Consider the following 13,317-nt stretch of genomic DNA (forward strand, 5'->3'; position numbering starts at 1 on the left):
ACCCATGACCCCTCTCGACACGGCAAGCGGAGCATCCGTCGGCGTTCCTGCCACCGACCCGTTCACCGTCGAGTCGTTGACGGTCGAGGTCTACCGCGCCCCGGTCGCCCGTCCGGTACGGACCTCGTTCGGGACGATGACGGACCGGCCGGCGGTGGTGGTCGCCGCCCGATCCACCGACGGCGTCATCGGGTACGGGGAGGTCTGGTGCAACTTCCCGGAGCCCGCCGCCGGGTACCGGGCCGACCTGATCGCCCGGGTGCTCGCTCCGGCCGTCGTCGGCAGGACGTGGCCCGGCCCCGGCGCCGTCTTCGATTACCTGTCGGAACGGTTCAGGCTGCTCGGTATCCAGGCGGGAGAGCCGGGACCCTTCGCCCAATGCATCGCCGGCATCGATATAGCCCTGTGGGATATGGCGGCCCGCCGAGCCCGCCTGCCGCTCTGGCGTTTCCTCGGCGGTTCTGGCGGCGGGCGGGTACCGGCCTATGCCAGCGGGATCGGACCGGAGGATCCGGCGGGCCAGGCCGCTTCCGCCCGGACGCAGGGCCACCGCGCCTTCAAGCTGAAGGTCGGCTTCGGGGGACGGCATGACGTCGCGAACCTCGATCTGATACGGAGCGAGCTGGGCCGGGAAGCCACCATCGCGGTGGATGCCAACCAGGCATGGTCCCCCGGCGTGGCCAGGTCGATGATCCGCTCGCTCGCCCCCTACACCCCGGCCTGGCTGGAGGAACCGATTCCCGCCGACCGGCCGGCCGACGACTGGAGGAACCTGGCCGACCACTCTCCCATCCCCCTGGCGGGCGGCGAGAACCTCTACGGCGAAGCGGCCTTCGGCAAGGCGATCGAGACCGGAGCGCTGGCCGTCATCCAGCCGGACGTGACCAAGTGGGGCGGTATCTCGGGATGCCTGCCGGTCGTCCGGCGGATCCTGGCCGCCGGACGACGCTACTGCCCCCACCATCTCGGGGCCGGGATCGGGGTGCTGGCGTCCGCTCACCTGCTGGCTGCGGCGGGTGGCGACGGCCTGCTCGAAGTCGACTCCAACCCCAACCCGCTCCGCGAAGGCCTGGCCCAACCGTTCCCACAGCTCTTGGACGGGAACCTGGTCCTGAGCGACTCCCCAGGACTGGGGGTGGCGCCGGACGGCGCGCTTTCCGGACTGAGAATCCACAGGAACCGGTAGGCGCCGGACAGCGAACTCTCCCGTCCGGCCACGTTGAGTCCGGGCATTGCGAGCTATCGGGTCCGGACCGGGAGTACCCTCCCGCCTGCCAACGAGGGAGAACAACAGCATCGACCATCCTCTCGACCCGGATCCCGTAGCACCTCACAGGGTTGGCCTCGTGGGACTCTCCGCCGTCCTCGCCGGGGCGATGGCACTCTCGATGACTCCCGGGCCGGTCATCGGGATACTGTCCCGTTTCTTCATCGATGACCTGGGTCTGACCAGGACCGAAATCGGAGCGATCGCCACCTTCCACGCTTTCGCGATCATGATCACCAGCATCCCGTTCGGGGTGCTGGCCGACCGGCTCAGCGGCCGTTACACCCAGGTCCTGATGCTGTTGTTCGTCTTCCTGGGCCTGGTGACCATGTCCTTCTCCTGGGATTTCTGGTCCTTGCTGGTGTTCAGCGGGATAGCCGGGCTGCCGGCCGCCGGGGCCAACTCGGCCACCAACAACATCATCGTCGACAACGTTCCGGCCGGATCCCGCGGGTGGATAACGGGTATCAAGCAGTCGGGGGTGCAGATCGGGATCCTGGTCGCCGGGTTGACCCTGCCTGTGACGGCGGAACGGCTGGGATGGCGGACGGCGCTGGTGCTTGCCTCCCTGGTGGCGCTGGTGGGAATCGCCTCCACCCTCACCGTCGTGCCCTCCGCACCCCGCTCTCCGGCTCCGGCAGGGGAGGCCGGTGAACGCCGGATCCGTCTACCCGTGGCCGTCCGGTGGCTTTCCGCCTACGGCATCACCATGGGGATCGGGGTGGGTGCGTATTCGGCCTTCGTCCCCCTCTTCGCCCAGGAGAACCTCGACATGGGTGTCGCCCTGGCCGGCACCGTGATCGCCGTATCGGGCGGGTCCGGCGCTTTGTGCCGGGTGGTGTGGGGATGGATCGCAGAACGATCCGGGCATCCCTCCGTCCCGCTGCTGGCGATCGGCGCCATTTCGGCGGGCGCTTTCACCGCCACCTGGCTGGCCGCCCACACCACCCCTTTCCTGATCTGGATCGGGGCGGTGATGGTCGGAATGAGCACGGGCGCGTGGATGTCGGTCGGCATGATGGCCGCCATCATGGTGTCCGAGCCCAAACAGACCGGACAGAGCACCGGGTCGATCGTGCTCGGGTTTGCCGTGGGTCTGACCATCGGACCGGTGGTGTTCGGATGGGGCGTCGACACGTTCGGGTCCTATGACCTCCCCTGGGCAGGCGTGGTTCTCAACTTCGCGGCCGCAATGGCCATGATGCTGATCTGGAGGCTCCGCGCCCGCTCGGAAGATGCTGCGGCACTAGACCGAAGCACGTAAGTGAAGCCTGGACGTGCAAGAATCGGACCGGCCGCAACCAAGATCCCGGAGGCATCCGTCCTGATGAGCACATCCGCCCCTTCCCATCGCCTGCCCCTGACCGTCCCGCAGATGGGCGTGGTCGAGGAGGTAGTGGTAATCGAATGGCTGGTCGACCCCGGCTCGGCCGTGGCTGAGGGCCAGGAGGTGGTCATCGTGGAGACCGAGAAGGCCGAGGTCGCGTTGGAGTCACCGGCGAGCGGCACTATCGAGATCGTGGCGCCCGCTTCCGACGACGAGGTGCCGGTGGGAGCGACTCTCGCCTACATCGACCCGTGATCCCTCCCGGATTCGGCCTCGAGGGCCGTAGGGCGCTGGTTACCGGTTCCGCCGGAGGCCTGGGCAAGGGCATCGCCCTGGCCCTCGCGGCGGCCGGCGCCGAAGTTGTGGGTGCGGACATCGCGAAGGAAGCCAACCGTCAGGTGGTGAGTTCCGTCGGGGGAACCGCCGTGACCCTGGACGTCTCCGACAAGCAGGCCGTCGAGGCGGCGGCGGAGGACATCAGCACCTGCCTCGGCCCCATCGACGTGCTGGTCAACAGCGCCGGCATCGGCGGGCGCGGCGCCGCAACCGACTATCCCACCGGTCTGCTGGCGCGGGTCATCGATGTCAACGTCAAGGGCAGCCTCTACATGTGCCAGGCGGTGGGGCGGCGAATGATCGAACAGGGAAGCGGCTCGATCATCAACATCGCCTCGATCGGCGGGCTGGTGGCCTTCCCCGGCAGCGTCGGGTACCAGACCAGCAAGGGCGGGGTGGTCCAGATGACAAGGGCCCTGGCCGTGGAGTGGGCGTCATCCGGAGTCCGGGTCAATGCCATAGCCCCCGGTCACATCGGCACCGCACTGGTGCGGAGGCAGTGGGAGGTGGAGCCGCACCTGAAGGAGTTCTTCCTCACCCGCACCCCGATGGGGAGGCTGGGAACCCCGGCCGATATCGCCGGCCCGGTGGTGTTCCTGGCCGGTGACGCCGCCGCGATGATCACCGGCCAGATCATCGCCGTCGACGGCGGGTACACCGCCCAATGAGCCCGACCGAGACCATGAACACCGACCTGGCGCTCCGCATCCACCGGACCATGGTGCGGATCCGGGTGTTCGAGTCCCGGGTCGAGGAACTCTTCAAGGTCGGCAAGCTTCCCGGATTCGTCCATACGTACATCGGCCAGGAAGCCATTGCGGCCGGCGTGTGCGCCGCCCTGGGACATGACGACTACATCACCTCCACCCACCGCGGTCACGGCCACGCCATCGCCAAGGGAATGGAGCTCGGGCCGATCATGGCGGAACTGTACGGCAAGGAGACCGGCGCATGCCGGGGCCGGGGCGGTTCGATGCACGTGGCCGACTTCTCGGTCGGGATGCTGGGGGCCAACGGGATAGTGGCGGGCGGGCTGGGCATCGCCGCGGGAGCCGCTCTCTCCGCTCGCTACCGGGGAACCCGACAGGTTGCGGTGGGCTTCTTCGGGGACGGGGGGATCAACAAGGGCACCTTCCATGAGGCGCTCAACTTCGCCGCCACCCACCGCCTGGGGGTCGTGTTCGTGTGCGAGAACAACCAGTACGCCCAGTTCACCTCCCGGCTCCGCACCACCGCGGTGGAGGACCTCTCGGTCCGGGCCTCCGCCTACGGTATTCCCGGCGTCACGGTGGACGGCAACGACGCCTCGGCGACCTACCGCCAGGCGCTCGAAGCGGTGGTTCGGGCCCGCGAAGGAGGGGGGCCGACCCTGCTGAACATGGAGACCTACCGCTTCGGCGGCCATTACGTGGGCGATGCCGAGGTCTACCGGGAGGCCGCCGAGGTGGAGGATCGGCGCCGATCTGATCCGATCCACAGGTGGGAGCAGGTGCTTACTGACGGAGGGCTCATGCCGGACGGACTCCGGGAGAGGATCTGGGAGGAGGCGGAGCAGGAAGTGGCCTCCGCGGTGCGCTTCGCCGAGGAGAGCCCATATCCGGACGCCGACACCGCCCTCGAGAACGTATTCGCCGCTGTACCTGTGACTGGACGTGCATGACCACCGGGATGCCACCCGGCCCGTGCCCGGTCCATTCCCGCTGGTGATGGCTCGGAGGGACGGGACGATGCGCAGGATGAGCTTCGGCCAGGCGACCGTGGACGCCACGAGGTTCGCCATGCGTGAGGACGACCGGGTGGTGGTGCTGGGGGAGGACATCAGCTGGGGCGGCAACTTCGGCCAGTTCCGGGGCTTGGTGGAGGAGTTCGGACCCGACCGGGTGATCGACATGCCCATCTCCGAGGCGATCATCATGGCGGTCGGCGTCGGGGCGGCGGTGACCGGGCTGCGTCCGGTGGCATCGATGAGCTTCGTCGAGTTCACCCTCGGGGCCATGGACGAGATCGTCAACCAGGCCGCCAAGTTCCGCTACATGTTCGGCGGGCAGGTGTCGGTCCCGCTGGTGCTCCGCGCCTCCGACGGGGTTCTCCGCTCATCGGCCGGCCAGCATTCGTCCAGCCTCGAAGGTCTGTTCACCCACCTGCCCGGCCTGAAGGTGGTGGCCCCTTCCAACCCGGCCGACGCCAAGGGCCTGCTACGGGCGGCCATCGCGGACGACGACCCGGTGGTCTACCTGGAGAACAAGCGGATCACCGCCAAGCGAGGACCGGTACCGGTCGGGGACCATGTGGTTCCACTCGGCTCGGCCGCGGTTCGCCGCAGGGGCTCGGATCTGACCATCGTCACCTACTCGGTGATGGCCCTACATGCCGAGAAGGCCTGCTTAGAGCTGGCCGACATGGGAATCGAGGCCGAACTGATCGACCTCCGGTCGCTGGTCCCGCTCGACCTCGACACCGTGCTGTCCTCCGTGGCCAGGACCGGTCGGGTGGTGGTGGCCCACGAGGCCTGGGAGTTCGGTGGGTTCGGCGCCGAGCTGGTGGCCGCCATCACCGGCCAGGCCTTCGACCGGTTGCGAGCCGCTCCGGTGCGGGTGGGCGCCGCCCAAGCACCCATCCCGTTCAGCCCGCCGCTGGAAGGAGCGGTCGTTCCGGGAGCGGACGAGATCGTGGCCGCCGCCCGGGAGGTCATGAGCCTGGCCTGATCAGGTAGCCGGTGCGCCGTCCGTCCACAGGCAATCCCGCGGGCCCTGCATGCGGTGGAAGGCCAGAGCCAGCTCTGATGAGCCCGAACCCGGACCGGCGTGGAGTTGCCCCGGCAGCCGGTACGTGTACGTCCCCGCTTCCCAGCGGTGGACCTGATCGATGGCCCCCACGCCGGAGGTATCCGGGTCCTGGCCGGACAACCGCTCGGCAACGGTGAACTCCCCGTCCAGCACGAAGACCTCCTCCGCGCCGGGGTGGGAGTGCCACGGACCGTCCTCGTTGGTCCAGGCGCGACCCCCCGCCAGCCACACGTGACCGTGGGGACCGTCGGCGAGTGGGCGGATGAACCGGCCCGGGAGTTCGCTGACGGGCGCCCACGGAGACCCGTCCGCCGATCCGATTAGCGGCTTGGAGAGCATCCCTCCGGCGGAGCTGTCGTACCGGACCGGCGCCGAGGTCATCAATAGAGCCAGCGTGGGTGAGAGTGCCCGGACCCCCGAGACCACCTCGCCCGATCGGACGGCCGCGTAGTCGTACTGGCCCACTCGCGTTCCCGCCACCATCAGGTCGCCGCGGATAACGAACAGCTCGACATCGGCGGTGAACGCCCCCGCCACGCCCGACCCCCATCCCGAATTCAGCATGACGAGGCGGGTTGCCGGCCCCGACATGTCCTTAGAGAGGGTCCGGGCCTCGATCCGGCCCTCGCACCCCGGGATGGTCATGACCCGGCTCGGCAACTCGGATTCGCGAACGGCCGGCAGCGACCGGTGGCGGCGGTCCACCAGCGCCGGGTCACGCGAGGCTGCGCTCACCACCGCTGGAAGCTCCCCGGGTAGGTGTGCGCCGGTGCCTTAGGCCTTCGATCCCCGGTCACTCGGCAATGCTACCGGGGCATGGCCATCCTCCGCAGGCGCCGGCGATCACGCTGCCCGATGGACGTTTCGAGCGAACGGCCCGTATCAGAAGCGCCTGGAAACGGTCCTGGCCGACGGATGGAAGCCGCCTGCCTTTCGGTGAGAGAACCGGGTTAACCCGCCATGAAGAGGGCGGGTTCCTCGAGGTTCTCGACCAGCCTGTTGAGGAAGCGCTGCCCGAGACCCCCGTCGATCGCCCGGTGGTCGAAACCGAGCGACAGCGGCATCATGGGCGCCACGGTCACCGCGCCGTCCCGGACGACCGGGGTGTCGGTGGCCCTCCCTATGGCGAGAATGGCGGTGGTACCCAGCGGGACGATGGGGGTGCCCCTCGCCCCTCCCAGGGCACCGATGTTGGAGACGGTGAAGGTGGCGCCGGTCAGGTCGTCAGGGCCGAGCGACCGCGCCTTGCCCCTGACTCCGAGGTCGGCAATGGTCGCCGCCAGCTCCATGAGGCCCAGCTTCTCCGATTGGCGGATCACCGGCACCAACAGGCCTTCATCGGTGTCCACAGCGATCCCTACATCCAGGGAGGGATGGAACACCAGCTCGTCACCGTCCAGCGTTGCGTTGAAGACCCGGAACTCCTCCAGGACCGGAACGAGGGCCCTGATCACCAGGGCCTCCATCGGGATACTCCGCCCGTGGCGGGCAGCCAGCGCCCGCCGACCCGCCAGGAGGCGGGTGGCGTCGGCGTCGTGGAATACGGTCACATGGGGTATCTCTCGCCATGAGGCCGTCATGTGGCCGGCGATGGTGCGGCGGAGCATCGAGAGGCGTACCCGCTCGCCCGCGATCGGAGCGACGTCACCGTCCGGCGGCCCGCCGTCGACAGCCGCCATCACGTCATCCCTCGTGATCCTCCCGCCGGGCCCGGTCCCCCGGACGGAGGACAGGTCGATGCCATGTTCCCTGGCGAGCCGCCGCACGACGGGCAGGGCCTTGACAGGAGCATCCCCTGAGGGCTGCCCGCCGGCCCGATCGTCGCCTACCGGGCTGCTGGAGCGTTGCGAAGCGGTCGCTACTTCACCGGGTTGGTCGCCATCCGGCCAGACCTCCCCGGCCCGGCCGATGACCGCCAGCACCGCCCCCACAGCCAGGGTCTCACCCTCCCGAGCGCCGTGGTGCAGGACCGTTCCTCCGGCGGGAGCGGGGATCTCCACCACCGCTTTGGCCGTCTCGACATCGACCAGGACCTGATCGGCCTCCACCGGCCCGCCCACAGGAACGTGCCACCGGACGATGTCGGCCTCGGTGAGTCCATCACCGATGTCGGGCAGATCGAACACGTAGGGCATCGGGTCTAATGGTACGCGAACCGGGGAGCCCGCCCGCCTGTCGAGTGGAGCCGTCGCTCGCCGGCGAACGGATCAGACCGGAACCTTCGCCGGTTCCCCTTCCAGCTCTTCCATGGTGACCAGCACTTCGCGGGCCTTGGAGCCCTCGGAAGGTCCGACGATCCCCCTGGTCTCGAGGATGTCCATGATCCGCCCCGCCCGAGCGAACCCGATCCGGAGCTTTCTCTGCAACATGGAGGTGGATCCCAGCTGCGAGCGGACCACCAGTTCGGTGGCCTGCCGGATCAGGTCGGCATCCTCGCCGTCGTCCTCACCGGTGGCCTCCTGGCGCCTGGCTTGGCGGACCTCCTCCTCGATCTTCCGGTACTCCACCTTCTTCTGATCCCGCACCCATTGAACCACCGCCGCAACCTCACCCTCGCTCACCCAGGCTCCCTGCACCCGTTGGGGGCGTGGCTCGCGGGCGGTGATGACCAGCATGTCCCCCACTCCGACCAGCTTCTCGGCGCCCACCACGTCGATGATCACCCGGGAGTCGGCCTGCGACGCCACGGAGAACGCGAACCGGCTCGGAATGTTGGCCTTGATCACGCCGGTGATCACGTTGACCGATGGTCGCTGGGTGGCGATCACCAGGTGGATCCCGACCGCCCGGGCCATCTGAGCGATGCGGACGATGGCCGTCTCGACATCGCGCCCCGCCACCATCATCAGATCGTTGAGCTCGTCGACGACCACCACCACGTAGGGGAAGCGATCGAACTTGGCCGTCTCCAGGCCTCCGGCGTCGTATTTCTCCCGGTAACCCGTGATGTCCCGCACCCCGCTCTCCGCGAGCAGCTCGTAGCGCCGGTCCATCTCCCCGACCGCCCACTGCAGAGCCTCCAGAGCCTTCTTCGGCTTGGTGATCACCCGGGTGAGCAGGTGCGGAACCCCGTTGTACTGGCCGAGTTCCACCCGCTTGGGATCGACCATGATCAACCTGACGTCCTCCGGCTTGGTCCTCATGAGGATGGACGTAACGATCGAGTTGATGCAGGAGGACTTGCCGGCGCCGGTCGCGCCCGCGATGAGCAGATGGGGCAGCTCGGCCAGGTTGACCAGGACGGGACGCCCCGAGATGTCCTCCCCCAGACCGACCGCCAGCGGATGGTGGTTGGCGGTCGATTCCTCCGAACTGAGCACATGGCCGAGCGTGACCAGCCGGCGGTGCCGGTTCGGAACCTCCACCCCGATCGCCGACCGGCCGGGAATGGGCGCCAGGAGCCGCACGTCAGGGGTCGCCAGCGCATAGGCGATGTCACCGGCCAGGTTGGTGACCCGGGCGACTTTCACCCCGGCGGCCAGTTCGATCTCGTAGCGGGTGACGGTAGGTCCGGACACCACGTTGGTGAGCCGGGCGTTGACATCATGATCGACCAGCGTGGCTTCGAGCTGGCGGGCGGTCTCCTGGACCATCCGCCCGCTCCGACGCTCGGCTTTGGGCGTATCCAGCAGGTCGAGAGGCGGCAGCCGGTAGCCGCCCGCATCCGGAGGAGTCGCTGCCCGGGAACCTGTCCGCGGCGCTTTGCGCTGCGCGGCGCCCTTCGCCTTGGGGGCGCTGGCGGCGGCCGGATCGGGACGCTTGGGGGCCGTGACGGCACCGTGCGACCCGGAGGCGGTCACCGGAGCGGGCTGCGGCGGACGGTCCGGCCGGCGAGGTCTCGACGCCTCGGTGGGGACGGCCCTGCGGCGCTCCTCCCACCCGCCTGCGATGCCGGCGAAACGGACCCGCGCGTTGCCGAGCCGGGCTCGAACCAGCCTCACCGTATAGACGATCAGCTCGCCCGACGCGACCAGGACCTCACCTATCGAGGCCCGCATGGCGATCATCACCCCGCCGGATGCCACCGCCACCAGCACCACGAACGCTCCCCAGAACCCGATCGTCCGCTCCAGCGGGAAGGCGACCAGCGACCCGACCACGCCTCCGGACGCCTTCACCCCGTCGGTACCGGCGGCCAGAGCCGGATTGCCGGTCATGAGATGGAACAGACCCACCAACCCGACCAGCCATACCAGCGTCCCGAAGAGGATCCTGCGGTAGCCCTCGGTGGAACGACCGAGCAGGAGAACGCCTCCGAGCCCCAGCAGGACCGGCGGCGAGAGGTAGACCCACATGCCCAGCAGCAGCCGCAGGCCATCCAGCATGTGCTGGCCCAGCGGGCCGGCGGCCTGGAAGAATGCGAGGGCCACCACGACGCCGGCCAGAGCCAGCGCCAGCCCGATCAGGTGGTGGGATTGGCGGCCGATCCCGAAGCGGAGGCGCTCGTAGAGCAGGGCGGGGAGCGACTCACGACGCTCACCGCGCCGGCCCCGCGGAGCCTGCTTGGAGCGTGCGGTCTGCCGGCCCTGCTGCGCCGCGCGCCCGGACGGCTTGGAAGCGGAACCCCGGCGGGCAGCGGCGCCGCCACGCGCTCCGGAGCGCGACCCGGGCCGCTCCCTCTTGCGATTCGCATGTACCTGTGACACCCGTCTCCGCCCCGTGTCCCCACGGGTGGATGTCGCCTTGGCCATGTAGCCGACCAGACTACACCAACCTGCCGCCGCAGCAGCGGCTATCGGATGCGGACAGGAGATCCCGCTCGACTAGGGCATGTTCACGCTATACGGGTCGTTGGTAATCGCGGGTCCCGTGGTCGGTCTGTGTGGCGGCGGTGGGATATGGCGCCGCCAGCGGCGTCTATGGCAAGGACTGCGGACGAAGGCGTACCCGCAGGGTACGTTGAGGAGGCAGGACACAGCCAGAGGCGTTGCGGGCGGTCCAGAGCACGCCGCCGCCCCGCAGATCGACCACGATCATCTAGTCGAGGTAGGAGATCACGGGCATGACCACGGGCTTGCGGCGGATCTCGTTCCTGATCACCCGGCGCGCGGCGTGGCGCACAGCGGTGTCCACGTCCCGGAAGAACCGGGCAGGGTCCCTCTCGGCCGCGTCCATCACCGCCTCGGCTACATCGTCCATCACGCGGGTGGGCTCGGCCATCAGCCCGTAGCTCATCACTTGCGGGAACCTCATCAGCTCCTCCCCCTCCCCGTCCAGGAGTAGCGCCACCACCAGCACCCCGTCATCGCTGAGCCGGGCCCGCTCCCGCAGGAGACCCGGCCGGATGTCCCCCACCCCCGAGCCGTCCACGTACACATAGCCCGCTTCGACCGCGTCACGCTCGACCCGGGTGGTTTCGCCGTCCAGGACCACCGCGTCCCCGTCCTCCAGGACCAGCACGTCCGGGACACCCATGTCGATGGCGAGGTCGGCGTGCGCGCGCAGATGGCGGTACTCGCCATGGACGGGCACGAAGGCATCGGGACGGACCAGGTTGATGAAGGTCTTCAGCTCCTCCGACGAAGCATGGCCCGATACATGCACGTTGGCGTTCCCGCCGTGGAAGACCTCGGCGCCCCGCCGGATCATGTCGGAGATGACTCTGGAGACGGCGGTTTCGTTGCCCGGCACCGGCGTGGCCGAGATGAGGACCGTGTCGGTCTCGTTCAGGGTCACGAAGCGGTGCCGTCCCACGGCCATCAGCGACAGCGCGGCGAAGGGCTCCCCCTGCGAGCCGGTAGTGATGATCATCACCTCCTCGGCGGGCAGGTCCATGGCATCGGTGATGCTGATCACCCGGTCCTCGGGAATGTGGAGAACGCCCAGGTCCATTCCGATCGCCACGTTGCGCTCCATGGACCTGCCGATGAAGCTCAGGTAACGACCGGCGGCCAGGCCGGCGTCGGACAGCTGTTGAACCCGATGCAGGTGGCTGGAGAAGCAGGTGCTGATGATCCGCCCCGGCGCCTGCTGGACGATGGACAGGATGGGGGCCTCAAGGGACTTCTCGGAAGGCACGAAGCCGGCCCGCTCGGCGTTGGTGGAGTCCGATAGCAGGAGGCGCACGCCCCGGTTCCCGAACCGTCCGAAGGCGGGAAGGTCGGCGCGCCGCCCGTCGATCGGCGTCGGATCCAGCTTGAAGTCACCTGTGTGGAGGATGAGACCCTCCGGCGTGTCGAACACCACCCCGCTCCCCTGCGGGACTGAATGGGAGACCGGGATCAACTGGAACCTGAACGGGCCCTCCCTGACCCATCGACCGTCCGGCGTGGGCCGGAAGTCCCGCCCGATTCGCATCTCGTCCACCCGCCCGGCCGCGATGGCCAGCGACAGCTCGGTGCCGAAGACCGGGACCGGCAACTCCGCCAGGAAGTAGCCGAGGCCGCCCATGTGGTCTTCGTGGCCGTGGGTGAGCACCACGCACCGGACGTCCTCCTGCCGCTCGACCAGCCAGCGCCAGTCCGGGAGGACGAGATCCACCCCACGCATGTGCTCTTCGGGGAACATCAGGCCGCAATCGACCAGCGCGATCTGGCCGTCGATCTCGACCGCGGCGCAGTTGCGGCCGATCTCGCCAAGACCCCCCAGGAACGTAACCCGGACGCTCACAACCTCTGCGCTCGACCTACGGCGGCAACCACCATGTCGCCGGTCTCGGGCGAAGCCGGGACCAGCGGAAGCCTCGGGTCCCCGACCGGCTCCCAGAGGGCGTTGAGGCCTGCCTTGGTGGGCATCGGGTTGGGCTCCACGAAACAGGCGTCGAAGAGGGGCATCAGCCCGTGATGGAGGCGCCACGCCTCGGCGGCGTCCCCCGCCCGGTGGGCCTCGATCATCCGCTTGATCTGGCGGCCGGCCAGATGTCCCGCCACCGAGACCACGCCCTGACCACCCAACTCCATCATCGGCAGCGTGGCCGAGTCATCCCCCGAGAGCACCATGAAATCATCCGGCAGCAGCTCCATGCTGGCCTTGGTGAACTCGAGGTCGCCCACCGCGTCCTTGGTGGCGGCGATGTTGGGATGCTGTGCCATCTCGGCGAGGGTCTCCACCTCGATCAACCTGGCGGTGCGGCTGGGAATGTTGTAGATCATGAGCGGAAGATCGGTGGCGTCGGCGATGGCGAGGAAGTGGGCCAGTAGGCCGGCCTGGCTGGGCCTCGAGTAGTAGGGCGTGACCGCCATCAGGCCGTCGACTCCGAGCTCGGCCGCCTTCTTGGACATCTCGACCGAGTGCCGCGTGTCGTAGGTGCCGGTTCCGGCGATCACCACCGCCTTGCTTCCCACAGCCTCCACCACGGTGGAGTAGAGGGCCAGCTTCTCCGCATCGGTCAAGGTGGGCGACTCACCGGTGGTTCCGGTGACCAGCAGACCGTCGTGCCCGTTCTCGACCAGGTGGATCGCCAGCCGGGCCATCCGGCCGTAGTCGACCGACCCGTCGCCGGAAAAAGGGGTGATCATGGCGGTGGTCAAGCCGGCAGTCAGGGCCAAGTTCGTTCCTCTCGCGGGTGGCCTGCCTGGGAGCCGGCCAGTCGTTTACCGCTCCGGCTCAATCATAGGGGCATTGCCCCGCCTGCCGGGACATCCGGAACGGTCGTGTCCGGG

General features: G+C 68.8%; 11 protein-coding genes. 6 read left to right on the forward strand and 5 right to left on the reverse strand.

The window, feature by feature from the left end:
* The first annotated feature begins 4 nt into the window (after window positions 1-4).
* From ACOQPD_RS04535 to ACOQPD_RS04560, 6 genes are all read left to right on the forward strand, one after another.
* On the forward strand, window positions 5-1,186 hold the full coding sequence (locus ACOQPD_RS04535; RefSeq protein ID WP_420613718.1) for a mandelate racemase/muconate lactonizing enzyme family protein: 1,182 nt from the start codon (window positions 5-7) through the stop codon (window positions 1,184-1,186).
* A gap of 160 nt (window positions 1,187-1,346) precedes the next feature.
* Complete coding sequence (locus ACOQPD_RS04540; RefSeq protein ID WP_420613719.1) at window positions 1,347-2,531, forward strand: MFS transporter; 1,185 nt, start codon at window positions 1,347-1,349, stop codon at window positions 2,529-2,531.
* Between the two features lie 63 nt (window positions 2,532-2,594).
* Window positions 2,595-2,849: a lipoyl domain-containing protein gene (locus tag ACOQPD_RS04545; RefSeq protein ID WP_420613720.1), complete on the forward strand. Its 255-nt coding sequence runs from the start codon at window positions 2,595-2,597 to the stop codon at window positions 2,847-2,849.
* Entirely contained in the window at window positions 2,846-3,598 is a 753-nt protein-coding gene (locus tag ACOQPD_RS04550; RefSeq protein ID WP_420613721.1) for an SDR family NAD(P)-dependent oxidoreductase, read from the forward strand. The genes ACOQPD_RS04545 and ACOQPD_RS04550 overlap by 4 nt, the downstream gene beginning before the upstream one ends.
* Window positions 3,595-4,590, forward strand: a complete 996-nt coding sequence (locus ACOQPD_RS04555; protein ID WP_420613722.1) for a thiamine pyrophosphate-dependent dehydrogenase E1 component subunit alpha — start codon at window positions 3,595-3,597, stop codon at window positions 4,588-4,590. The genes ACOQPD_RS04550 and ACOQPD_RS04555 overlap by 4 nt, the downstream gene beginning before the upstream one ends.
* Window positions 4,591-4,612: 22 nt before the next feature.
* On the forward strand, window positions 4,613-5,635 hold the full coding sequence (locus ACOQPD_RS04560; RefSeq protein WP_420613723.1) for an alpha-ketoacid dehydrogenase subunit beta: 1,023 nt from the start codon (window positions 4,613-4,615) through the stop codon (window positions 5,633-5,635).
* Here ACOQPD_RS04560 and ACOQPD_RS04565 read toward each other — a convergent pair whose 3' ends face one another.
* The 5 genes from ACOQPD_RS04565 to dapA all read right to left on the reverse strand — a co-directional run bounded on the left by ACOQPD_RS04565 (window position 5,636) and on the right by dapA (window position 13,203).
* A complete protein-coding gene (locus ACOQPD_RS04565; protein WP_420613724.1) occupies window positions 5,636-6,451 on the reverse strand; it encodes a hypothetical protein in 816 nt (271 codons plus the stop codon).
* A 215-nt stretch (window positions 6,452-6,666) separates the two neighbouring features.
* Window positions 6,667-7,851 (reverse strand): dihydrolipoamide acetyltransferase family protein, encoded by a 1,185-nt coding sequence (locus ACOQPD_RS04570; RefSeq protein ID WP_420613725.1) that lies wholly within the window; start codon window positions 7,849-7,851, stop codon window positions 6,667-6,669.
* A 72-nt stretch (window positions 7,852-7,923) separates the two neighbouring features.
* Window positions 7,924-10,362: a DNA translocase FtsK 4TM domain-containing protein gene (locus tag ACOQPD_RS04575; protein WP_420613726.1), complete on the reverse strand. Its 2,439-nt coding sequence runs from the start codon at window positions 10,360-10,362 to the stop codon at window positions 7,924-7,926.
* Between the two features lie 331 nt (window positions 10,363-10,693).
* The gene (locus ACOQPD_RS04580; protein WP_420613727.1) at window positions 10,694-12,325 is read right to left on the reverse strand and encodes a ribonuclease J; all 1,632 of its coding nucleotides are present in this window, start codon (window positions 12,323-12,325) and stop codon (window positions 10,694-10,696) included.
* Entirely contained in the window at window positions 12,322-13,203 is an 882-nt protein-coding gene (dapA, locus tag ACOQPD_RS04585) for a 4-hydroxy-tetrahydrodipicolinate synthase (RefSeq protein ID WP_420613728.1), read from the reverse strand. Before dapA ends, ACOQPD_RS04580 begins: the two co-directional genes overlap by 4 nt.
* Window positions 13,204-13,317 lie beyond the last annotated feature (114 nt).

It is taken from the genome of Candidatus Spongiisocius sp. (genome assembly GCF_965221825.1).
Lineage (GTDB): Bacteria > Actinomycetota > Acidimicrobiia > Spongiisociales > Spongiisociaceae > Spongiisocius.